The sequence below is a fragment of the Kribbella sp. NBC_00359 genome, from assembly GCF_036097425.1.
Classification (GTDB): Bacteria; Actinomycetota; Actinomycetes; order Propionibacteriales; family Kribbellaceae; genus Kribbella.
Genome location: NZ_CP107975.1, coordinates 8,543,874 through 8,565,199, shown reverse-complemented (window position 1 = coordinate 8,565,199; position 21,326 = coordinate 8,543,874). Strand labels below are relative to the sequence as shown.

The window sequence follows — 21,326 nt, the reverse complement described above, 5'->3', positions numbered from 1 at the left end:
CCGGCATGCCAACCTTCGCGTTGGCCCGATCACTGCCGTTGCCGGAGCTGGCCCTCAGCGCCGCACTGATCTGGGGCCTTCACCTGTATTGATGGACTATTCCTCCGACCATCCGATCGACGTCGGCCAGCTGTCCGTCTCATGGAGACAGGTGTTGTTCAGGTAGTAGACCCGCCGGCGGCGCTCGGTCTCGTACCCGATCCGGGACGGACGACATTAGGTGTGGCTGGAGATGGGGCCGGCGGCTCTGGTCTGTTGGAGTTCCGTGACAGTTGCAGGGGACCGTCATCGTTGGTGGATATGGTTGCACGCTTTCCTCTTGATGCCGTGACGAGGCCCGCCGCGACAAGCAGAGCCACGGCCCGGTGAGCAGTGCTGGGTGCGACGCCGTAGCGGGCGGCGAGCGCTTTCTCCGGTGGCAGCGGATCGCCGTGAGCCAGGATGCCAGCATCAATGGCGCCGCGGAGATCGGCGGCAATGCGCTCGTATGGCTTCAGGGCTTCGTCCGTGACCTCAGGTACGGCAGACTTCGCGGTCCCGCCTTCACGTGCCGCCGGTCGGGCGGGGAGACGCACAGGGGTGGATCCTGCCGCGCGCTGATCTGCTTCGGACCACCAGGCCGTGTAGACCCGCAAGGTCGTGGTGCCACCGCCCGAGTGACCCAAGCGGCCAGCGGCGGAGCGCACGTTGTAGCCCGCCATGATCAGGTCGGTTGCGTTGTAGTGGCGATGGTTCTTCAGCTCGGTATCGATCCCGAGTCGCTTCGCGAACCTCGCATCGCGCTTGCTGACGGAGTCCGGGTGCAGCGGCCGACTTCCGTCTGGCGCTGAAGAGACGATGTACCCGTTCGGGTCGAATGGGATGCCGAGGTCGTCGGCGCGCTGCCGGCAGCGTGCTTCGTGCTCGTCGGGGACTGCGTCGGGCTCAGGGTCCATGACGATCCGCCGCTGTTGATGCGTCTTGGTGTCCTTCTCCTCAAGTTGGCCGGCGTCGTTCACAAAGATCGAGCGCCGGACGCTGAGGACCGACGTGGCGCCTTCCCGGCGCGAGCGATCGCTCCACCGCAGCGCGCACATCTCCCCGCGTCGATTGCCGGTCGTTGTCTTCGTTGACAGGAAGGCGCCCCCAGTCCTCGTCCTCTACCCAGGCCTCGGTGAGCAGGCGACCGACCTCGTCAACGGTCGGCGGGCGCGGGTCAGGCGTGGGCATCCCTGGCTTGCTCGCATGCTCGGCGGGATTCACCGCGATCCATCCCCACACCACCGCGCGGTCGAGGGCACCGCTGAGGATCCAGTGGATTTGCCGGACGGTTGAGTCGGCGAGGCCTTTGCACACGTGGGGCTTGCACATCCGGCGGCACCGCCGGCATCCGGCTGGGTTGTTGCGGGGCAGCGTGTGCCTTCGTGCTCATCACATTGGTGTGGCAGGGCCGTCCGGTGCTCGATGTCCTTTTGCGACCGCGGCAGTGGATGCGGCAACGGCGCAGTTCTGAGTAGAAGGTGTCGAGTGTCTCGACGTCGAGCCGCGTGAGTTGTGTTGCGCCGAGCAACGGCTTGATGTGGCTGTGGTACTTCGACAGGTAGCCGCGCCTCGTTTGAGTGTCGACGTCGAGCACCTTCAAGTACTTCTCGATGAGCTGGTCAACCGTCGCCCGTGTCTCGGATTGCGTTTCTCGTCGACCTGGCTGAGGAGCCGGGTCCACGTCTTGTCAGCTTCCTTCTCCTGCCGTGGGCAGACCGGGACTACCTCGGTGAGGTAGAGATCGTCCTTCGTGACGTGGTCGATGCCGGCGTATACCCGCACCTGAAGGGAGCCGGAGGGCAGGCGGCGAATGGAGCCGCGCTGACGGCTGGGCTTCCTCGATTGACCTGCCATGCACTGACCGTCACATGATGTTCATGGCATGAACCATGGCACGCGACTGCTTCGGGTCCACAGGTCAGGAGGTCAAATTGCCTCCTGACCTGCGGCGATGTGGGGTAGGGCGGGCGGGACTCGAACCCGCGACCCAGGGATTATGAGTCCCCTGCTCTAACCAGCTGAGCTACCGCCCCGTGCTCGGAGGATCGTATCTGGTGGGCGGGGGGTGAGTGGGAAACCAGGGGTGGGTCAGGGCTTTGACGGAGTGGTCGTTGGGTTGGACCGGGCATGATGGAGGCAGGTCCTGTGCAGGGCTGTTCCGTGGAAGGGAAGGCCGATGGGCTGGTTCATTTTCCTCGTGCTCGTGGTGGGCGCGATCGCGGCGTACAAGTATCGCGTGCCGCTGATCGCGAAGCTGACCGGGCAACCGCAGCAGCGTATTCAGCGCGCGATCGACCGGCGGAAGGGAAAGTAGGCGCCGGCCGTGGAGCCCTCCTCCGGAGGGCGGACATGCGAAGGCCCCGACCGCAGGCTGCGGTCGGGGCCCCGATGACTTGCGTCGGCGGCAGTGATCAGCCCGCCCTTGGCGGGCGGGGTCAGCCGACCTGGACTGCCACCACGTCAGCCGCGGCGGTGATGTCGCCGGATCCGGCCGAACCGGCGTCGTCGTTGTAGCCGAAGGCGAACACCTCGACCTTGGTCGACGCGGTCACCTTCACGACCTTCACGGTCGAGCCGGTCAGCTCCCGGTCCTTGGACGGGGAGATCTCGGCGCCGAGGATGGTGCCGTAGTCGTCACCGAACGCGGTGTCGGATGCGCCCACCCGGAGAGCCAGCTGCGGCCGGGTGCCCGCCGGGCCCGCGGCGGTGCGGGCGAAGAACGCGGACGAGTTGATCAGCCAGGTGCCGGCGGGGAGCGTGAACTCGCCGACCTTGGTCTTGCCGGTCTTGAACGAGCCGCCGATGTGGGCGATCGCGACCGGGTCGAACGACTTCGAAACGCCGAGCTTGCCGTTCGCGTCCTTCAGGAACGCGGTGCGGTCGGCAGGTGCGAGCTTGCTCGCCGGCAGGCTGTTGTCGACGACCTGGGTCGCCGCGACCGACCGCGGGCACAGCGGGTACGACAGGGACTTGCAGTCCGGCTTCACGGCGCCGTTCGCCGCGACGGTGACTCCGACCAGCACGCCGGCCCCCAGTACAGCGGCGACCATCAGACGGCCGCTCTTGCTGTTCAGGATCTTCTTGACGTTCACAGGGTTCCTTCCCCTCATCCCCGAGGCCCCCTCGGGATCAGGAGCACGGTACGGGAATAGCTGGTATAGGCCAAATAGGAACCGCGTGTCGCGGGAAGTGGACTAGCGCCCGGGACGTCAGGTCGGGAACGTCAGGCACCAAGCGGTGAGGGTGATCTTGGCCGTGGTGCCGATGTCGGTGTCGACAGGCCAGACCACTGGCTTGTCCCGCGTGCTTCTGGCGATGGACAGGTAGGTGCCGGCGGCCTTGTCTTCGCCCGCTTCCACGGTGTTGGACCATGAGACGGCCGCCAGGGCGGATTCGCCCTTCCGCAGGCGGAGCTTGGTGGGTCCGGGGTCGATGGCCATGTACGACAGACCGTGGGTGACGGTCACCTTCATGGGCCTGCGCTTGGCGTCCAGGACGGTCACGTCGGGGTAGCCGTTGACGGTCAAAACGCCGGAGTGGCAGTTGGTCAGCTTGATGACGACGGCGCGGTGTCCCAGGGCCGCGTCGACCTGGCCGACCGAGATCGACGCCCCGGTGCTCGGGCAGGTGCGGGGTGGCGGGGTGGGCGTCGGCCGGGGTGTCGGCACTGAGTGCTCGGAAGGGGTCGGCGTCCGCTCGGGTATTCCGCCAACCGCACTCTCGGTGCCGCATCCGGTCACCAGCAGCGATGCGCCGGCCAGCCCCACCCACAGCCGTCGATCCATTCGCCGAACCTACCCGCCTCTCGGCTCACGGCCGCCGGGCTGCGGACATGAAGAAAGCCGGCTCCTGAGGAGACCGGCTTGGTGTGTTGCTCCCGCGACTGGACTCGAACCAGTAACCTGCCGGTTAACAGCCGGCTGCTCTGCCAATTGAGCTACGCGGGATCGTGGGTGTTTCCTGCCCCCCGAACCCCGAGGACCTGAGTAGGTTAGCAGGCGCGACCCGAACTACAAAAACGGGATTCGCCCGCCTGGAGGCTGGCTTCTGCGTCAGATTCCGAACTCCTCGCGGACTTCTCGGAGGGCTGCTTCGGCGGCATCCAGTACGCCGGGTTGGTCGGGCTCCAATCCCTTGTCCAGAACGAAGTTCCAGGTGACCGCGGCGTCGGTGGTGGACGGATTGCGACGGCCGATGATCCGGACGCCGCGCTTACCGGCGAGCGGGACGTGGCGCTGGACGACGATGCTCGCGTCGACACGTTCGCGCAGGAGCTGGCCGAAGCGGCCCGGGTCCTCGACCTTGAGCTCCGTCGCGCGCAACGGCGTTCCGAAGTCGGTGGTCTCGAAGATGTTCAGGATCGACGCCTCCGAGTCCCATCCGGCGCGCTCGATCTTCTCCCAGCCGACCCGGCGGAGGGTGTCCGGAGAGTCGGTCGGCAGGTAGACGGCCGACCGCGTGCCCGCAACCCAGTGGCCGTCCGTCAACTGCACCGCCGCGAGGATGTCGTCCTTCGCGCCGGATGCGTCGCGGGAGGCGACGGTCACCGCGTCGGCCAACTCGCGCGGCCAGAACGTACGCCGGAGTTTCACATCTTCATCATTCCAGTTGCTCCAAACGCTGTGGGTGGGGGGCAGATCAGGCCGCGTAGTCGCGGAGATGGGGGATGGCTTGGCGGCGCAGGTGGCGGAGGGCTTCCTTTTCGAGGGTGCGGACCTGGTCGGGGGTCAGGTGGAGCGCGCCGGCGGTTTCCTCAGGCGTGCTGGGGGTGTGGTCCTGGAGCCCGTAGCGGTGGACGAGGACGGCCTGGTGGAGGTCGTCGAGGAACTGAAGGTGGTGGGCGATGTCGCGGCGGAGGGCGGCGCGGAGGACGATCGGGGCGTCGTCGATGACTGGTTCGGAGTCGTCGGCGTCGAGGGTGTCGGGGTGGATCCGCCACGCCTCGGCGCGCTCGACCCGAGCCGCGGTCAGGCCGCTCGCGGTGGCGAGGTCCGCGGTCGTGGGCTCGCGGCCAAGGGACTGGGTCAGGTCGTGGCGCAGCGACGCGAGGCGACAGGCGTCCGTGTACGCCTGCGCCGGCATCCGCACCAACCGGGATCGGTCCGAGATGGCGCGGCCGATCGACTGCCGGATCCACCAGATCGCGTACGTCGAGAACCGGTGACCGAGCCGGTGGTCGAACCGCTCGACCGCCCGCATCAGCCCGATGTTGCCCTCCTGGATCAGATCGAGAAGCGAGATGCCCTTACCGGTGTACCGCCGGGCCAGCGACACGACCAGCCGCAGGTTGCCCTCGACCATCCGCCGCCACGAGTGCTTCCCGAGCGCGACGACCTGCCGCAGGTCGGCCGGATCGTCCCGGCCTGGATCGACGCGCAGCCGCTCGGCCGCCAGCAGCCCGGCCTCGATCCAGTACGAGTGCTCGCTCACCTCCTCCAGAGTCAGTAGTTCGTGCCGCCCGATGTCGCGCAGGTAGGCCACCAGCGCGGAAACGTCCGCCGGTTCACAGTCCAGTTCAGCCATCCGTGCCCCTCTCCTTGTCAAAGAGAGTGCCGTGATCAGACCCGCCGGAACGCAACGACTTTCGGTATGTGGATAACTACCTGACGTGACAACCCGGAGTTCAGCCCCAGAGAGCTCTCAGGCGTACGCGCGGAGCCCGCTCAGCAACCCGTCGTGGAAGGGATTCGCATCGACCGCGTCGAACCAGGTGTCACCGGTGGTCAGGGGCTCGAGTGGTGGGATGGTCACGGCTTCCGGCGTCGCGCCGGCCGCGCCGCGGCGGCGAAGCTCGACGTCGAGCTCAGGCGCCGGCATGTCCGGAAGCAGCACGAAGGTGCCGGCAGCCAGCAAGGCCGGAGCTCCGCCGGGGGAGGCGTCCGCATTGACCAGGTCGGTGAAGCCGGCCTCGTCGGCGGCGGCCAGGGCGGCGAAGGTTTCCGCAGCCCGGGCCGCGGCGCCGGCGGGATCCTTCCGGATCCGCTCCAACTCGGCGACGACGCTCTTCCAGGTGACCGCGGCGTCGCCGTAGTCGATCGAGCGGGAGAGCTTGCCGACCGAGATCTGCGTCGCCGTCGGGCCTAGCGGCTTCATCAAGGACCGCAAGCCGTACCGGGCGCGACCGCCGACGACCACGAGCCGGATGTCCGCCTCGGTCGCCTCGATCAGGTTGCGGTGCGGGTCGGACCCGGATCGCCGAACGACGATCAGATCGGCCAGCGCGCCACGTTCCAGGCGTCCGATCGGATGCGGCCAGACCCCGGACAACGCCTCGCCCGGGTTGGACGTCGCCATCCGCACCAGTTCCTCGTCGGTGAACACCGAGTGGGCCTTGTTCCAGAGATCGGCGACCTTCAACTCCCACAGCACATTTCGCGTCCCCGACGGACCCCAGTCCGAACCGATGCACAGCCGCACCCCGGCGGCTTTCGCGGACGTCACATCCGCGGTCGCGCCGTACAGCCAGAAGTTGGAGAAAGGCGACCAGACCAGGCTCGAATTCCCCGCCTTCATTTTCGCGAAGTCTTCCGCGTTCAGCGCGGCACCGTGAATGGCGACCAGTTGCGGTTTCACCACGCCGACCTGGTCCAGCAACTCGAACTCCGAGCGCAGCTTCGGATCCGACCCCTCGGCCGAATGCGCGATGAATCCGCGCCCCTGCGCGACCGCCGCCGCATAGGGCGCCAGTGCTTCCTTGCTGTCGGCAACCAGTGTGCTGACCCGGATGAAATCGTCGTGGGTGCCGAGTTTCTCGGAGTCGACGTTCCGGATCAGGTCGTTGTCCGGGGGTACGGCGCCCCGCGGGTTGCCCTGGATCGATGTCGTACCTCCGACGATCGCCCGGGTCTCGACGTACCTGAGGAGGGCACGACCGGCCGCGGCACCGAGCAGCCGGGCCGGCTGGCTGATCTGCGCGCTGTACGTCGGCGCCCGTCCCCACTGGTTGTGCGAGGTCCACGGCGTCGTGCGCGAAGGCTCGGTCCACAAGGGCAGGCTGTTGTACATCAAATGGTTGTGCAGATCAATCAGCCCGGGATAGATCAGGCCACCGGCCGTGATCCGTGGAGCGTTCTCGAAACCAGCGGGTACGGCGTCGATCGGGGTGACGGCCGCGATCAGTCCGTCGTCGCCGACGTACACCTCGCCATCCGGGAGAACCTGCCCGTCCGGCCGCATCGTCACCACGGTTCCACGCAGTACGAACATGGCTTTCCCTCCCGTAGAATCGTCCCTGCCGCCCCTGTTCACGAGAGTAGGTCACGAATCGTCGAGGGGGAGGTATTTGCGATGGTTGACTTCGATCCCGGCCCGCCGGCCGAGGTGGCGCGGCACTTCGCGAAAGTGCCGAGTTATGCGGAGTTTCGGGAATTGTTCTGGTACGACTGGGGCCCGGTGTTCTACCGGGGCCGGCTGAACCGCACCGCCCGGCTGCTCGCGATCGCCTCCGATCCCGGTCCGACCGAACGTGTCGCCGGGCGCACGCTGGTCGGTGACGCAGGCCAGCGTGTGCAGGGATTTCTGACGAAGCTCGGCCTGACCAGCAGTTACTCGCTCGTCAACGCCTACGCGTACGCGCTGCGGCCGTCGCGTGCGCAGCAAGCAGCGCCGCTGCTCTCCCGGCCGGATCACCTGAGTTGGCGGAACACTTTGCTGCAGCTGATCACCGGCGAGCAGCTGCAGGCGATCGTCGCGTTCGGCGCGCAGGCACGGTCCGCACTGCAGCTGTGGGACAGCAAGCCGGATGTGCCGGTGTTCGAGGTGCCGCATCCGACGAGCCGCGATCCCCAGAAGCTGGTCGACAGCTGGCGGCAGGCCATCACCGACCTGCGGGCCATCGTGACCCCGGACCCGGACGGTGATCTCGCCGTGCCGAACTATGGCCCGAAGTTCCTCGAGTCGGACTACGCACCGGTCCCGTCCCGCGACCTGCCGTTCGGGGTGCCGCCGTGGCTGGGTGACGACGCGTGGGGCCGCAAGGACAAGCCGAAGCACAACAACAGCGTCGAGCGGCCGGACACCGATCTCCTCAACACCTTGGTCTGGCGGGCACCCAAGCTCGGCTGACCACGCACGGCAACTGCTGAAAATGGTCCCCGGTCGGGTCTACCTTGGTCCAGTGCGAGTGGCGACCTGGAATGTGAACTCGGTGAAGCAGCGGCTGCCCCGGTTGCTGGGCTGGCTGGACGAACGGCAGCCCGACGTGGTGTGCCTGCAGGAGACGAAGCTGGCGGACGACGCGTTCACCGCGTTGCTCGGCGACGAGCTGGCCGGCCGCGGCTTCGAGACGGCTCTGTACGGCGAACAGCAGTGGAACGGCGTCGCCCTGCTGTCCAAGGTCGGACTGGAGGACGTGGTCACCGGCATCGCCGGAGCGCCCGGGTTCCCGAATCCCGAGGCCCGAGCGGTCGCGGCGACGTGCGGTGGCATCCGGATCCACTCGCTCTACGTGCCCAACGGCCGCGTCCCGGACTCCGATCACTACCACTACAAGCTGGCCTGGCTCAAAGCCCTGAGAGACGTCGTCGCCTCCGGCCCGGCCGACCAGATCGTCTGCGGCGACATGAACATCGCCCCGGCCGACGCCGACGTCTTCGACCCCGCGGCGTACGTCGGCCAGACGCACGTGACCCCGCCCGAGCGGCAGGCGCTGGCCGACCTGATGGCCGCGAAGGATCTGCACGACGTCGTCCGTGACCGCTGGCCGGATCAGCGGGTGTTCAGCTACTGGGACTACCGGGCCGGCATGTTCCATCAGGACCTCGGGATGCGGATCGACCTGATGCTCGCGACCGATCCGGTCGCCGCGCGGGTGAAGGCGGCGTGGATCGATCGCAAGGCCCGCAAGGGGACCGGGCCGAGTGACCACGCGCCGGTGATCATCGACCTCGACACCGCGCCCGACGGCGACATCGGCCCGGTCGTGCCACCGCCGTCCGCGCCGCGGACCGGCCGGAAGAAGACCACCAAACTCCCGCAGAGCCGCTGATGCGACGCCTGTTCGCAGTCGCGCTGCTGCTCGTCACCATCGCCGCCTGTAGCCACGAGAAGCCCGCCGCCCCGGCGGCGGTCGCCTGGTCGAAGGTCGACGTCGGTACGGCGGAACCCGTCACGCTCACCGCCTACCACGACCAGCTGCTCATCGGCCTGCGCCATCGCGGTGCCGAGGTCGTCCCGGAGCTCCAGCTCATGGACCACACCGGTCAGCGCAAGCCGATCGTCGTGAAGCCCAACCCCGCGAGCCCGTACGCCTTCGAAGCCATCTGGTATTCGATCGCGTACGACGGCAAGCAGCTGCTCGCCCTCGGTGGAGCAGCCGGCGGAGCCCACTCCAACACCCGCTGGACGGTGTGGACCGGCACGCCGCAGACCGGGCTCATCGAGCGTCCACAGGACTTCTTCACCTTCGGCGGCCAAACCGCAGGCGACCTCTACAGCGCGGTCATCACCCCGAGCGGCCGCGCGTTGCTCGGCTCGTGGGGCGGTGTGGAGACCGGCAACGACGCGATGGTGTGGCTGCCGCAGGGCGACGCCAAATGGACCCGGCAGGACCCGACGAAGACCGCGCTGCAGAGCACGCCGTCCCTCCTGGTCGGCCCCGGCTTCGGTACGACGCTCGGCGACAGCATCGTCCTGGTCGGGTCCCAGGTCCGCCTCGCGCCGGGCGTGGTCGCCCAGGAGGCCGCGGTCTGGCGATCCACCAAGCTGAACCAGGGCTGGTCCCGGATCGCGCTCCCGGAGCCCGGCGAACGCAGCCAGGCGAACACCGCGACCTGCGACAAGGACTGCGTGATCTCCGGGTACGTCGACGGTCAGCTCGCGATCTGGCAGCTCGACGCGTCGGGGGCGGCGAAGCGGCTCCAGGGCGTCCCGTCCGTCCCGGTCGGGGACAAGGACAAGCTGGCGCCGCCGATCGTCGACGGCGGCAAGATCGTCCAGATCGTTGCTCAGGACAACAAGGTGAAGGTGCTCACCGGACAGGACGGGCACTGGACCGTCCAGGAGTCACAAGGTCCGGAAGGTCAGGTGACCGACGCCGTGCTGATGCCGGATCACAAGCTCTACCTGATCGCCGGCACCTCGCTCTGGCAGACCACTCTCAGCTGAGCAGACCCTTCACGTACGCCGCCTGGCCGGCGTGCTGGGCGCAGTCGTCGATCACGCTGACCAGTCGCACGCCGAGTGTGACCGGCGGCGTCCACCGGCGGTCGACGATCCGGTCCAGACCTTCGTCGGTGACTGTCTTGAGGAACTCGACCGTGCGCGCGTGCACGGCGTCGTAGTACCCGAGCAGCTGCTCGGCCGAGAGCTGGACCAGCGCGACCTGCTCCGAGCTGTGCGCGTACCCGGTGTCGCCGGCCGGCAGCGGGAGGCCGAGCCGCTCGTGCCAGCCGTCCGCGGTGTGCACCTGCTCGTAGTCACCGGCGTCGGCCAGGTGGTCGTCCTGCACCCGGGTCAGGTGCCAGACCAGCCACGCGATCGAGTTGGCCGTGTCACCGGGCCGGGTCGCGAGCGTCTTGTCGTCGAGGCCCTCCACGACGTCGTGCAGCACTTCCTGGATCCGGCTGTGTGCGTCGATCAGCAGTTCACTCGTCTTCATGACCGCCACCGTAGTCTGCGGGTGGGACAGTTCCGAGGAAGGGATCATCGTGGAATATCGCACCCTGGGCACGAGCGGCGCCGTCGTCTCCACCTACGCGCTCGGCACCATGACGTTCGGCAGCGAGACCGACGAGGCCGGCTCACACGTGCAGCTGGACCGGTACGTCGAGGCCGGCGGCAACTTCATCGACACCGCGGATGTGTACTCGGCCGGCGGGTCCGAGGAGATCGTCGGCCGCTGGCTCGCGAAGAGCTCCGCCCGCGACGACGTCGTCCTCGCCACCAAGGGCCGGTTCCCGACCGGCGGCGGACCGAACGACGTCGGGACGTCCCGCCGGCACCTCCGCCGCGCCCTGGACGCGTCGCTGCAGCGCCTCGGCGTCGACCACATCGACCTCTACCAGTTGCACGCGTGGGATCCGGTCACGCCGCTCGAGGAGACGCTCGGCTTCCTCGAGGACGCCGTACGCGGCGGGAAGATCTCGTACGGCGGCCTGTCGAACTTCACCGGGTGGCAGCTGCAGAAGGCGTGCGACCTGATCGCGCACCGCGGCTGGTCACGGCTCGTCACTCTCCAGCCGCAGTACAACCTGCTGGTGCGGGAGATCGAGTGGGAGATCGTGCCGGCCGCGCAGGAGAACGGACTCGGCCTGCTGCCGTGGTCGCCGCTGGGCGGTGGCTGGCTGACCGGGAAGTACTCGTTCGACGAGGAGCCGACCGGCGCGACCCGGCTCGGGGAGAATCCGGACCGCGGGGTCGAGTCCTGGCATCGCCGGAGCCGCAACCAGCGGGTGCGTGATGTCGTCGAAGCGGTCCGGGAGATCGCGGCGGCACGCGGCAACTCGATGGCGCAGGTCGCTCTCGCCTGGCTCGTCGACCGTCCCGCGATGACATCGGTGATCCTCGGCGCCCGCACTCTGGAACAGCTCGACGACAACCTCGCCGCCGCAGACCTCCACCTCGCCGCGGACGAGACGGCGAAGCTCGACCAGGCCAGCGACCCCGGCGCGGCCGACTACCCGTACGGCGGCCCCGGCGTGACCCAGCGGGGCCGCCCGATCATCGGCGGGCGCGGCTGACCTGGAATGGCCTCGGGCCGGACGGGGTATGGGGGAGAGGTTAGGTGGGCTGACGAGCCATCAATCCGGTGGCTCCCGGCCTGCGACACCTCGAAGGAGTCAGACGTGTTCGTCCGGACCAAACGCAGGATCCCCCTGGCCGCCGGGCTCGGGGCGGTGCTGGTCGCCGCCGCCACGGTACCGGCGGTTGCCCTGGGCCACGATCAGGGGGCGCCGACCGCCACCCCGATCAAGCACCTCGTGGTGATCTTCCAGGAGAACGTGTCGTTCGACCACTATTTCGCGACGTACCCGAACGCCGCCAACCCAGCGGGCGAACCGCGGTTCGCGGCCGCCGCCGGGACGCCGAGTGTGAACGGGCTGAACACGCCGCTCGCCGCGCCGAACAATCCGAACTCCGCCCAGCCGTTCCGCCTCGGCCGCGACCAGGCGCAGACCTGCGACCAGGACCACAGCTACACCAACGAGCAGTTGGCGGTGAACTCGGGCCTGATGGACAAGGTCGTCGAGACGGTCGGCCGCGGTGCCGGCACCTGCGCGGACTATGGCCACGGCAAGGGCCTGGTGATGGGGTACTACGACGGCAACACCGTCACCGGCCTGTGGAACTACGCGCAGCACTTTGCGATGAGCGACAATTCGTACGGGACCAACTACGGTCCGTCGTCGCCCGGTGCGGTCAACCTGGTGTCGGGGCAGACCCACGGCTTCAGCGCCGACGGGGAGGCTGTGCCCGCCGCGACCGGCACGATGATCGGTGACCCGCAGCCGGCGGGCGACAAGTGCAACACCCGGGACACCTCGACGGTGACGGACCCGAAGAACAAGAACGTCGGTGACCTGCTCAACGCCAAGGGTGTGAGCTGGGGCTGGTTCCAGGGCGGCTTCGCGGACTGTACGGCGAAGCACTCCGACATCGGCGGGGTCAGCAGCGTCGACTACATCCCGCACCACGAGCCGTTCCAGTACTACCAGAGCACCCAGAACCTGCAGCACGTTCGTCCGGCGTCGGTCAAGGAGATCGGGCACAACGGCCCGGCGAACCACCAGTACGACCTGACGGACTTCTGGGCGTCCGTCGACCACGGCAGCATGCCGTCGGTCAGCTACCTGAAGGCGGCGGCGTACCAGGACGGTCACGCCGGCTACTCGACCCCGCTGGACGAGCAGCACTTCGTCGTCGACACGGTCAACCGGCTGCAGAAGACCAAGGACTGGAAGAACACCGCGGTCGTCATCGCGTACGACGACAGCGACGGCTGGTACGACCACCAGGTCGGCCCGGTGGTGAACCAGTCCAACGACCCCGCGCACGACGGGCTCACCCTGGACAAGACCTGCGGTACGAACCCCGCCCGGATCGCCGGTGGCTACCAGGACCGCTGCGGTTACGGTCCCCGGCTGCCGCTGCTCGTCGTCTCGCCGTACGCGAAGCAGAACTTCGTCGACCACAGCACGACCGACCAGACGTCGATCCTGAAGTTCGTCGAGGAGAACTGGAAGACCGGTCCGATCGGCAACTACTCGTTCGACGAGAAGGCCGGTTCACTGGGCAACCTGTTCGACTTCCACCACAAGAACAAGTCGCTTTACCTGGATCCGGTCTCCGGCCAGCCCGTGAAGCACTAACGCTCGACAGCAGCGCGGAGAGCGGCGTACGACGCAACCAGCGCACGCCGCTCGGCCGCGAGCAACGGGTCGTCGCGATGCCGTCCTGCCTGGACCCATTGGTCGGACAGGAGCATCGCCTCGACCCGTTTGCTCGCGGCCGGGCGGAGCGTCTCACGATCGGCCGCGCCGTACACGTAGGCGTAGAGATCGATCAGCGCGTCCTCGAGTTGCTCTTCGGTGACCGACTCGTCGTGCTGGTTCGCCCGATGGACGCGCCACCACTCGACCTCCAGGCGCGCGGCGCGCGCCGGGTCGAAGTGGAGACCGTTGGCGCGTGCGACCAGCTCGTAGAAGCGGCGCATGTACGCACGGGCCGCGTCCGGCTGGTTGTCCGGGTACGGCGACCACATCTGGTTCGCGCGCAGTACATACCAGGCTCCGGCGAGTGTGCGGCCCGGTGACATGCCGAAGCCGGCCGCGACCATCCCGACGGACGCGACCATGAACCGCCGCCACTCGTGCCGGTAGTAGGCCGCCCAGGCGTCCGTCTCACGGTTGCCGACGACCACAGGGTCGAAGGACAGTGGATCTGTTCTTCCCCGCATGAACCCTCCCCCCTTGGGAGCTCCGATGAACGATGGTAGACCGGTGGCCGGCGTGGTCGCGCGAATGCGGCAGCGGCTGGACGACCTGCCGGAGCACCTCGCGCACCGGCGGATCTTCCTCGGCACGTATCTGCGCACGACGCAGGCGGTCGGTGACGCGATCGATCGGGCCCGGTTCGAGGACCCGGCGTGGGTCGAGGACTGGGACGTGAAATTCGCCGAGCTCTACCTGCAGGCCCACGACGCGGATCTCGCGGGGAAGGTGGTGGGGGAGGAGCGGCGGAGCCCCGTGGCCAGGCCGTGGCGGCTTGCGTTCGACGCCCCGCCCGACCTGCCTGCCTTGCGGCACGTGCTGCTCGGGATCAACGCGCACGTCAACTACGACCTGCCGCAGGCTCTGCTCGCCGTGATCAGTGACGACGACTTCGGCAATCCGTTCCTGATGGACCGCCGGCGCCGGGATCACGAGCGGATCGACGGCGTACTCGCGGAACGCGTCGGCGCCGAGGACGACGAGCTGGCGGCATCGGGTGCGAAGAGTCTGCTCGACGCGGCGTTGACACCGCTCAATCGCCTGTCGTCACAGCGTTTCCTGCGCGAGTCCCGGCAGAAGGTCTGGCACAACACCATCGAACTGCAGCAGGCCCGCGTGCAAGGCGGCTATGCACAACGGTTGGCGGAGCTGGAGTTGCTGAGTGCGGCCAAGATCGCCGACCTGCTCAGACCAGGGCAGGTCCTGCTCCGCCTGGCGATCACCGGCTTCGGAGTGACCCTGCCGCCACCGGTCTAGCCCGGCAGCACCCCGGACCACACGACACCGAGCGCCAGACACGCCAGCGTCACCAGGCCGAACATCCCGACCCACAACAACGCCGGTACGCCGGTCAGTCGCCGCAGCTGATCCGCATCCGAACTCCGCCCCTGCCCGCCGCGGCGTGAATGCTGCAACTCCAGCACGGCCCGTGGCGCGGCCAGCAGGAGGAACCACGTGAGCAGCTGAGCGAACGCGGACTGCACCGACGGCGATCCCCACCACGACACGCCGAAGACGACAGCACCGAAGACCACGACCGACCAGAGCCCGTAGAGGTTGCGGATCTGGAGCAGCAGGATCACCAGCGCGACCAACAGTCCCCAGAGCAGCGCAACGGCGTACCCACGACTCAGAACGAACGCGGCGGCGACTCCGAAGAGCGCGGGCCCGGGATAGCCGGCCAGCAGGACGGCGATCATCCCCGGACCGGTCGGACGGCCACGGGACACCGTGACTCCGGACGTGTCCGAATGCAGCTGGATGCCCGCCAGCTTCCGTCCGACCAAGGCGGCGATCAGGCCGTGCGCACCTTCGTGCGCGATCGTGACGACCTGCCGGGTCAACCGCCAGAACGGGCGCCATGCGATCAGCACGAGCGCGACCACACCCGTGCCGATCACCACCTTCAGCGACGGGTCCGGCTGCGCCGACGTGATGCTGTCCCAGAACTCACTCACCCGCCCATCCTTGCAGCCAGGTGGTCAACCGCTGACCGTTGACATCACCACACGCGCGGACGACGGTGGAGGCATCGCGGCCCGGGGAGGGGCCGCCGTATTGGGGGAGCGATGTCTCAGCCACGCAGCATGAAAGGCACGGGGAAGAAGACCGCGGCGAAGACCGCCGCAGCGAAGAAGACGGCCGCCGGGCGGAAGACCGCGGCGTCGCGGACCACCGCCCGGCAGGAGCCGGCGAAGACGGCCACGGCGACGAAACGTGCCGCCCGCAAGTCGATCGCGAGTACGACGGCAAACCGGCGGACCACCACGACCACGGAGGCGGCCGCCGCGCAGGCAGCCGTCGTACCCCTGCCGGACTTCCTCGAGTCGGCCGGCACCCTGACGCTCGACCAGCGCAAGCTCCTGGTCGACCAGGCGCTCCTGCTGCTCGGCGAGAACTACGCGCATCTGCCGCTGAAGGTCGCGATGCACGCGGTCAACCCGTTGCAGCGGCTGCGCGTGATGCGAGCCCACATGGAGCGTCAGACCACAGACACGATGGAACCGGAGTGGATCTTCCATCGCGCGATGTCGAGCATCTTCCACTCGGTCCGCGACCTGCACACGAACTACCTGCTGCCGGTCCCGTTCGCCGGGAAGATCGCGTTCCTGCCGTTCATGATCGAGAAGTGCTACGACGCGGCCGGTGCCGAGCACTACCTGATCACCCAGACCATCACCGGCTATCAGGCGCCGCAGTTCGGCAAGGGGGCCGAGGTGACGCACTGGAACGGTACGCCGATCGCTCGCGCCGTCGCGTTGAACGGCGCCGTGTTCGCCGGCAGCAACGACGCCGCCAACCTCGCGCGCGGCCTGGAGTCGCTCACCCTGCGACCCCTCGTGATCCAGGCACCGCCGGACGAGGACTGGGTGACGCTGACCTACACCGGTCTCGACGGTTCGACCCAAGAGCTCCGCGAGCAGTGGAAGGTCACCACGAACCTCCCGCCGATGACGGACCTGGACGCGGTCAACGCGATCTCCGCCTCGATGGGCCTCGACCTCGACTCCGACGAGAAGGCCCGCGCGAAGAAGACGCTGTACGTCCGCGACGTCGTCGACCTCGAAGGCGGCCAGAGCTCGGCCGAGCTGCGTACCCCGGCCGCGGTCAGCGGTGCCGACCTGCCGACGACGATGCCCGGTGTCTTCCGGGCCCGCGAGGTGGTCACGCCGTCCGGGACCTTCGGGCACCTGCGGATCTTCACGTTCAGCGTGCAGGACCCGGTCGCGTTCCGGGACGAGTTCGTCCGGCTCGCCGCGATGCTGCCGCAGAACGGCCTGATCGTCGACGTCCGCGACAACGGCGGCGGGCACATCTACGCGAGCGAGTTCACCCTGCAGACGATGACGCCGCGGCACATCGACCCGGAGCCGGTGCAGTTCATCAGTACGCCGCTCAACCTCCGGATCTGCCGCCGGCACAAGGACAACCCGGCCGGCATCGACCTCGGTCCGTGGTTCGACTCGCTCGACCTGGCCACCGAGACCGGCGCGGCGTACTCGGCGTCGAAGCCGATCACGCCCGAGGACGGCGCCAACGACATCGGTCAGACGTACTTCGGCCCGGTGGTGCTGATCACCGACGCCCGGGTTTACTCGGCGACCGACATCTTCGCCGCCGGGTTCGCCGACCACGCCATCGGCACGATCCTCGGCGTCGACGACAACACCGGCGCGGGCGGCGCGAACGTGTGGACCCACGGTCTGCTCGCCTCGCTGCTGAACGAACCACCGCCACCGGACGAGACCTCGCCGTACGTGGCGCTGCCGAACGGGGCGAACATGCGGGTCGCGATCCGGCGGACTCTGCGCGTCGGCGCGCTGTCCGGGACACCGGTCGAGGACCTCGGCGTCAAGCCGACCGAGACCCACAGGATGACCCAGGCCGATCTGCTCGAAGGCAACGTCGACCTGCTGAACAAGGCCGGTTCGCTGCTCGCGGCCAAGCCGGTCCGCCGGCTCGACCTGACCACGACCTTCAGCGGTACGACGCTCACCGTCGCGATCGATGTCCAGGGCATCGACCGGGTCGACATCTACCTGGACGACCGCCCGATCAGCTCCGAGGACCTGACCGGGGTGCCGCTCAGTATCGACATCCTCGAGGTCACCCCCGGCCAGGGCCTGCGCGCCGACGGCTATGAGTCCGGGGTGCTGGTCGCCTCGCGCCGGCAGAAGGTCTAGTTTCGACGCATGCAGAGTCTCCACCTGACCGCCGAAGAAGAAGAGATGCTCGGCGGTCAGGAGGGAGACGGCGTCGCGCTCGCGATGCGCGTGATCGTGGGGCAGGCGCGGATCTCCGACGCGCCGCGGCTGGTCGAGATCACCACCGCGCATGTCGACTCCTGCCTGTACCACGGCCAGGTCAGTCTCGACTTCGCGCACCGGCTGGCCGACCTGGGTGCGAAGGTCCGCGTCCCGACCACGCTGAACGTCGGCTCGATGGATCTCCTGCACCCTGGGCTGGTGCGTGACCGGGACCTCGCGACCGCGGGTCGTGAGCTGATGGCGGCGTACGTCGCTCTCGGGTGTGCGCCGACCTTCACGTGTGCGCCGTACCAACTGCCGAACCGGCCGGGTCTCGGCGAGCACGTGGCCTGGGCGGAGTCGAATGCGATCGTGTTCGCCAACTCGGTCCTCGGCGCGCGGACCGATCGGTACGGCGACTTTCTGGACATCTGCGCCGCCATCACCGGGCGAGCGCCGTACGCCGGACTTCAGACGACCGAGGCGCGGCGGGGGACCGTGGTCTTCGACTGCCGTCCGCTGGGTCGATTCCTGGAGTCCGACCTGGCGTATCCACTGCTGGGGCATCATGTCGGATCGGTGGTCGGTGCCGAGATCCCTGTGCTGGTAGGGATTCCGGCGGATGTCGGTGAGGACGAGCTGAAGGCCTTCGGCGCGGCGGCCGCGTCGGCTGGGGGAGTCGCGTTGTTCCACGCGGTCGGCGTGACGCCGGAGGCTCCGGCCGACGTGGAGGGACTGCCGGTGCGCGAGGTCGATCTCGCCACGTTGCGGGAGGTGCGTCGTACGCTGTCGACGTTCACCTCGGGCGAGCTCGATGCGGTCAGCGTCGGTACGCCGCACGCGTCGTACGGCGAATGTGCTCGACTGGCCGGCCTCGTCGGGAACGGCCCCGCGCTGAAGGTGCCCTTCTACCTGTCGACCGGTCGGGCGACGCGGGCGCGGGCGGCGCAGACCGGCGTACTGCAGGTGCTGGAAGCCGCGGGTGTGACCGTGGTCGTCGACACCTGCACCTACGTGACGTCGATCCTCGCGCCCGGCTGGAAGAACGTGATGACGAACTCGGGCAAGTGGGCGCACTACGCTCCCGGCAACATCAACGTCTCCGCGGTCCTCGGATCGCTGGAGGAATGCGTCGCCTCCGCCCGCGCCGGCCGGGTCGTGCTCGACTCATGATCCTCACCGCCCGCACACTGCACCCCGGCACGGCTTCCGGCGAAGCCATTCGCCTCACCGCGCCACTGTCCTTCTGGGGCGGCACCGACGAAGACGGCCGCATCATCGACGCCCACCATCCCCAGTGCGGCGCGATCCTCGCCGGACGCATCCTGGTGATGGAATCCGGCCGCGGCTCGAGCTCGGCCTCCAGCGTTCTCGCCGAACAGATCCGCACCCGGGCCGCTCCCGCCGCGATCATCCTCGCCCGCCCCGACCCGATCATCCCCCTCGGCGCCCTCATCGCCCACGAGCTGTACGCCCTCGCAACTCCAGTCGTCGTCGCCGACCGGTACGACGCCGTCCCGGCCGACGGACTAGTCCAGATCGTGGCCCGTCCTGACCGGGCCACGATCAGCTGGTCTACAGTCGGTCGGTGAACACAAGGGGTGCGGCCGCCCTCTGCGCTGCCGCTGTCGTCCTGCTCTCCGCTTGCACACCGACCGATGGTCCCTTTACCGCGAGGAAGTCAGGCGCGTCCACGACGGCCAAGGTGCGATCGCTGGTGCCGACGAAGGTGCCGACGACGGCGCCGACCGCGCGGGTCTCCGCGCCGCCTCAACCGGCGGCGCTCACGCGGAATCCGATCTACCGCGCCGGGAAGCTCACGGCGCCGCGCTGTGCGGAGCCGGCGATGCCGCCGACCTCCCTCCGGAACGTCCAGACCTACTACGCCGAGTTCGTCGCCTGCCTGAACAAGGCGTGGGCACCGGTGGTCCGGAAGGCCGGGTTCACCTTCACCCCACCGAAGCTGGCGGTGGTGCCGGCCAAGACGCCGAGCTCGCCCTGTGACGGCGACGACGCTTGGGCGTTCTACTGCGGGGACACTATCTACCTGGGCGCACAGAAGAACCTGGACGACTACAAGCGCCGCCCCGGGGTGGCGCTTGCCTGGATGGCGCTGACCATCGCGCACGAGTACGGGCATCACGTCCAGGCGCTGGCCGGGATGCGCCTTGCGAAGTACGAATGGGGGATCACGGCCAACGGGGCCGACGCGCAACGGGAGGAGAGCCGGAGAGTCGAGCTTCAGGCGGACTGCTTCGGCGGCGCCTACTTCGGTGCCGACCAGGCGTCTTTCCCGGTCGACGGCGAATGGCTCGACCTGCGGAACAAGGCCATTCGGAACAGCATTGATCCCGACCACGACCACGGGGGCGTGGCGAATCTGGCGCTGTGGCACTTCAACGGCTTCGAGGCGGCCGGCCCGTCAGCCTGCGACACCTACACAGCGGACTCGACCGTGGTCGGCTGACGCATGAGTACGGCGGTTGCCGCGAACAGGGCCGCACACGCGGCGAGGGCGAGGGGCGGCGTGGTCAGCCGGGCGATCGCGGCGATCGTCAGGCCACAGACGATCTCGCCGAGGTACTCGAGCTGGGCGAGGAATGAATGGGTGGTGGCCCGGACGTCGGCGGTGGTCCGGGCGTTGACCCAGATCGTGCCGATCACCCGGGTGAGCGGGTTGACGATGCCGGCGAGCAGTACGACGGCGATCGCGCCGACGACCGGATCGCGGGCGAACGCGAGCAGGAGCATGCTGACCACACCGGCGACGGCCGCCAGGGCGTAGTCGGTGCGGGCGTGGTCGCCGTCGATGCGCCGGGCGACCACGCGAAGGGCGATCGCGCCGACGATCAGGCCGACGACGCCGAGGCCGGTGAACCAGACGATCGGGTCGGGGTCAGTGGGGAGCCCGAGGTCGAGGAGTTGCTTCTGGGTGAGCCGGCCGGCCGCGTCCGAGGCGCCGTTGACCAGGAACGAGGCCGCGAAGATCAGCAAGATGGCGCGACTGCGTCGTACCAGGGTGAGGCCGCGGCGGAACGTGGTCCACGAGGCCGACCAGCGGGCGGTCCGGATCGGGACGAAGTTCTGCTCGGTGAAGCGAACGGCGACGTAGAGCGCGAGTGACACCATCGCGACGCCGGCGACGACGATCGTGAGGTCGCGGCGGGTCGCCCAGGCGAGCAGACCGAGAGCGATCAGACCGGTCGCGGCGCCGGTCAGCTGGGCGCGGGCGGCGCGCGCGAGTACGGCGGTGATGCAGGTCGCGTCATCGAGTTCGTCGGTGATCCAGGCGACGTCCGAACCACTCGCGAAGGTCCACGAGATCCCCCACAGCACTTGGGTCGCGAGGAGTGCCGGGAACGAGTCGACGAGTCCGGTTGCGAGCATCGCCGTACCCATCAGGACCTGTGAGATCACCAGCGACCACTTGCGGCTGACCGTGTCGGCGAAGACGCCGGCCGGGACCTCGCACACCAGCGCGAACACACCTTCCACCGCGCCGATCAGCACCAGCTCGGCCGGGGAGAGGCCGGCGTCCACGACCAGGTAGACGCTCGTCACCAGCCACCACCCGTTGTGCAGGACCGCGCGCATCCACGTCCACCGGATGAGCACTGTCTCCATACCCGCA

21 protein-coding genes and 2 tRNA genes are annotated in these 21,326 nt (G+C 68.5%); 11 read left to right on the top strand and 12 right to left on the bottom strand.

Going from position 1 to position 21,326, the window contains the following annotated elements; translation table 11 throughout:
* Window positions 1–158: 158 nt before the first annotated feature.
* A complete protein-coding gene (locus OG876_RS41310) occupies window positions 159–1,076 on the bottom strand; it encodes a GntR family transcriptional regulator (RefSeq protein ID WP_328522189.1) in 918 nt (305 codons plus the stop codon).
* Between the two features lie 904 nt (window positions 1,077–1,980).
* Window positions 1,981–2,054 (bottom strand) — tRNA-Ile (locus OG876_RS41305).
* Window positions 2,055–2,197: 143 nt separating this feature from the next.
* Here OG876_RS41305 and OG876_RS41300 point away from each other — a divergent pair.
* Window positions 2,198–2,335: a hypothetical protein gene (locus OG876_RS41300; RefSeq protein WP_328522188.1), complete on the top strand. Its 138-nt coding sequence runs from the start codon at window positions 2,198–2,200 to the stop codon at window positions 2,333–2,335.
* Window positions 2,336–2,456: 121 nt separating this feature from the next.
* Here the strand turns inward: OG876_RS41300 and OG876_RS41295 are convergent, their stop codons facing one another.
* From OG876_RS41295 to OG876_RS41270, 6 genes are all read right to left on the bottom strand, one after another.
* Window positions 2,457–3,113 (bottom strand): hypothetical protein, encoded by a 657-nt coding sequence (locus tag OG876_RS41295; protein ID WP_328522187.1) that lies wholly within the window; start codon window positions 3,111–3,113, stop codon window positions 2,457–2,459.
* 117 nt (window positions 3,114–3,230) lie between these two features.
* Window positions 3,231–3,806, bottom strand: a complete 576-nt coding sequence (locus tag OG876_RS41290) for a DUF4232 domain-containing protein (protein WP_328522186.1) — start codon at window positions 3,804–3,806, stop codon at window positions 3,231–3,233.
* 89 nt (window positions 3,807–3,895) lie between these two features.
* Window positions 3,896–3,968: transfer RNA gene (locus OG876_RS41285), tRNA-Asn, on the bottom strand.
* A 105-nt stretch (window positions 3,969–4,073) separates the two neighbouring features.
* The gene (locus OG876_RS41280; protein ID WP_328522185.1) at window positions 4,074–4,613 is read right to left on the bottom strand and encodes a hypothetical protein; all 540 of its coding nucleotides are present in this window, start codon (window positions 4,611–4,613) and stop codon (window positions 4,074–4,076) included.
* A 46-nt stretch (window positions 4,614–4,659) separates the two neighbouring features.
* The gene (locus tag OG876_RS41275; RefSeq protein WP_328522184.1) at window positions 4,660–5,544 is read right to left on the bottom strand and encodes a sigma-70 family RNA polymerase sigma factor; all 885 of its coding nucleotides are present in this window, start codon (window positions 5,542–5,544) and stop codon (window positions 4,660–4,662) included.
* A gap of 117 nt (window positions 5,545–5,661) precedes the next feature.
* Complete coding sequence (locus tag OG876_RS41270) at window positions 5,662–7,227, bottom strand: amidohydrolase family protein (protein WP_328522183.1); 1,566 nt, start codon at window positions 7,225–7,227, stop codon at window positions 5,662–5,664.
* 81 nt (window positions 7,228–7,308) lie between these two features.
* Here OG876_RS41270 and OG876_RS41265 point away from each other — a divergent pair, with 81 nt between their 5' ends.
* Genes OG876_RS41265 through OG876_RS41255 form a run of 3 tightly spaced genes read left to right on the top strand, consistent with a single transcriptional unit; the run spans window position 7,309 to window position 10,125 of the window.
* Window positions 7,309–8,085 carry a uracil-DNA glycosylase family protein gene (locus OG876_RS41265; protein WP_328522182.1) on the top strand — a complete coding sequence of 259 codons (777 nt, stop codon included), beginning with the start codon at window positions 7,309–7,311 and terminating at the stop codon, window positions 8,083–8,085.
* A gap of 52 nt (window positions 8,086–8,137) precedes the next feature.
* A complete protein-coding gene (locus tag OG876_RS41260) occupies window positions 8,138–9,007 on the top strand; it encodes an exodeoxyribonuclease III (RefSeq protein ID WP_328522181.1) in 870 nt (289 codons plus the stop codon).
* Complete coding sequence (locus OG876_RS41255; RefSeq protein ID WP_328522180.1) at window positions 9,007–10,125, top strand: hypothetical protein; 1,119 nt, start codon at window positions 9,007–9,009, stop codon at window positions 10,123–10,125. Before OG876_RS41260 ends, OG876_RS41255 begins: the two co-directional genes overlap by 1 nt.
* Here OG876_RS41255 and OG876_RS41250 read toward each other — a convergent pair.
* Entirely contained in the window at window positions 10,118–10,618 is a 501-nt protein-coding gene (locus OG876_RS41250; protein WP_328522179.1) for a mycothiol transferase, read from the bottom strand. The genes OG876_RS41255 and OG876_RS41250 overlap by 8 nt on opposite strands.
* Here OG876_RS41250 and OG876_RS41245 point away from each other — a divergent pair.
* Complete coding sequence (locus OG876_RS41245) at window positions 10,617–11,699, top strand: aldo/keto reductase (protein WP_328522178.1); 1,083 nt, start codon at window positions 10,617–10,619, stop codon at window positions 11,697–11,699. The two genes, OG876_RS41250 and OG876_RS41245, sit on opposite strands and share 2 nt — an antisense overlap.
* 105 nt (window positions 11,700–11,804) lie before the next feature.
* Entirely contained in the window at window positions 11,805–13,328 is a 1,524-nt protein-coding gene (locus tag OG876_RS41240) for a phospholipase C (RefSeq protein ID WP_328522177.1), read from the top strand.
* Here the strand turns inward: OG876_RS41240 and OG876_RS41235 are convergent.
* Window positions 13,325–13,915, bottom strand: coding sequence for a hypothetical protein (locus tag OG876_RS41235; protein ID WP_328522176.1), 591 nt, complete (start codon window positions 13,913–13,915; stop codon window positions 13,325–13,327). The genes OG876_RS41240 and OG876_RS41235 overlap by 4 nt on opposite strands.
* Before the next feature lie 25 nt (window positions 13,916–13,940).
* Here OG876_RS41235 and OG876_RS41230 point away from each other — a divergent pair, with 25 nt between their 5' ends.
* Window positions 13,941–14,705 carry a DUF5995 family protein gene (locus tag OG876_RS41230; RefSeq protein WP_328522175.1) on the top strand — a complete coding sequence of 255 codons (765 nt, stop codon included), beginning with the start codon at window positions 13,941–13,943 and terminating at the stop codon, window positions 14,703–14,705.
* Here the strand turns inward: OG876_RS41230 and OG876_RS41225 are convergent.
* Window positions 14,702–15,406, bottom strand: coding sequence for a M50 family metallopeptidase (locus OG876_RS41225; RefSeq protein ID WP_328522174.1), 705 nt, complete (start codon window positions 15,404–15,406; stop codon window positions 14,702–14,704). The genes OG876_RS41230 and OG876_RS41225 overlap by 4 nt on opposite strands.
* Window positions 15,407–15,535: 129 nt before the next feature.
* Here OG876_RS41225 and OG876_RS41220 point away from each other — a divergent pair, with 129 nt between their 5' ends.
* The 4 genes from OG876_RS41220 to OG876_RS41205 are packed head-to-tail and all read left to right on the top strand — an operon-like array spanning window position 15,536 to window position 20,162.
* Window positions 15,536–17,632, top strand: a complete 2,097-nt coding sequence (locus OG876_RS41220) for a S41 family peptidase (RefSeq protein ID WP_328522173.1) — start codon at window positions 15,536–15,538, stop codon at window positions 17,630–17,632.
* Between the two features lie 9 nt (window positions 17,633–17,641).
* The gene (locus OG876_RS41215; protein ID WP_328522172.1) at window positions 17,642–18,868 is read left to right on the top strand and encodes an aconitase X catalytic domain-containing protein; all 1,227 of its coding nucleotides are present in this window, start codon (window positions 17,642–17,644) and stop codon (window positions 18,866–18,868) included.
* Window positions 18,865–19,287 carry an aconitase X swivel domain-containing protein gene (locus OG876_RS41210; protein WP_328522171.1) on the top strand — a complete coding sequence of 141 codons (423 nt, stop codon included), beginning with the start codon at window positions 18,865–18,867 and terminating at the stop codon, window positions 19,285–19,287. Before OG876_RS41215 ends, OG876_RS41210 begins: the two co-directional genes overlap by 4 nt.
* Window positions 19,284–20,162 carry a neutral zinc metallopeptidase gene (locus OG876_RS41205; protein ID WP_328522170.1) on the top strand — a complete coding sequence of 293 codons (879 nt, stop codon included), beginning with the start codon at window positions 19,284–19,286 and terminating at the stop codon, window positions 20,160–20,162. The genes OG876_RS41210 and OG876_RS41205 overlap by 4 nt, the downstream gene beginning before the upstream one ends.
* On the opposite strand, the gene OG876_RS41200 is transcribed toward OG876_RS41205, so the two are convergent.
* Window positions 20,132–21,319 carry an MFS transporter gene (locus OG876_RS41200; RefSeq protein WP_328522169.1) on the bottom strand — a complete coding sequence of 396 codons (1,188 nt, stop codon included), beginning with the start codon at window positions 21,317–21,319 and terminating at the stop codon, window positions 20,132–20,134. The two genes, OG876_RS41205 and OG876_RS41200, sit on opposite strands and share 31 nt — an antisense overlap.
* Window positions 21,320–21,326: the final 7 nt, after the last annotated feature.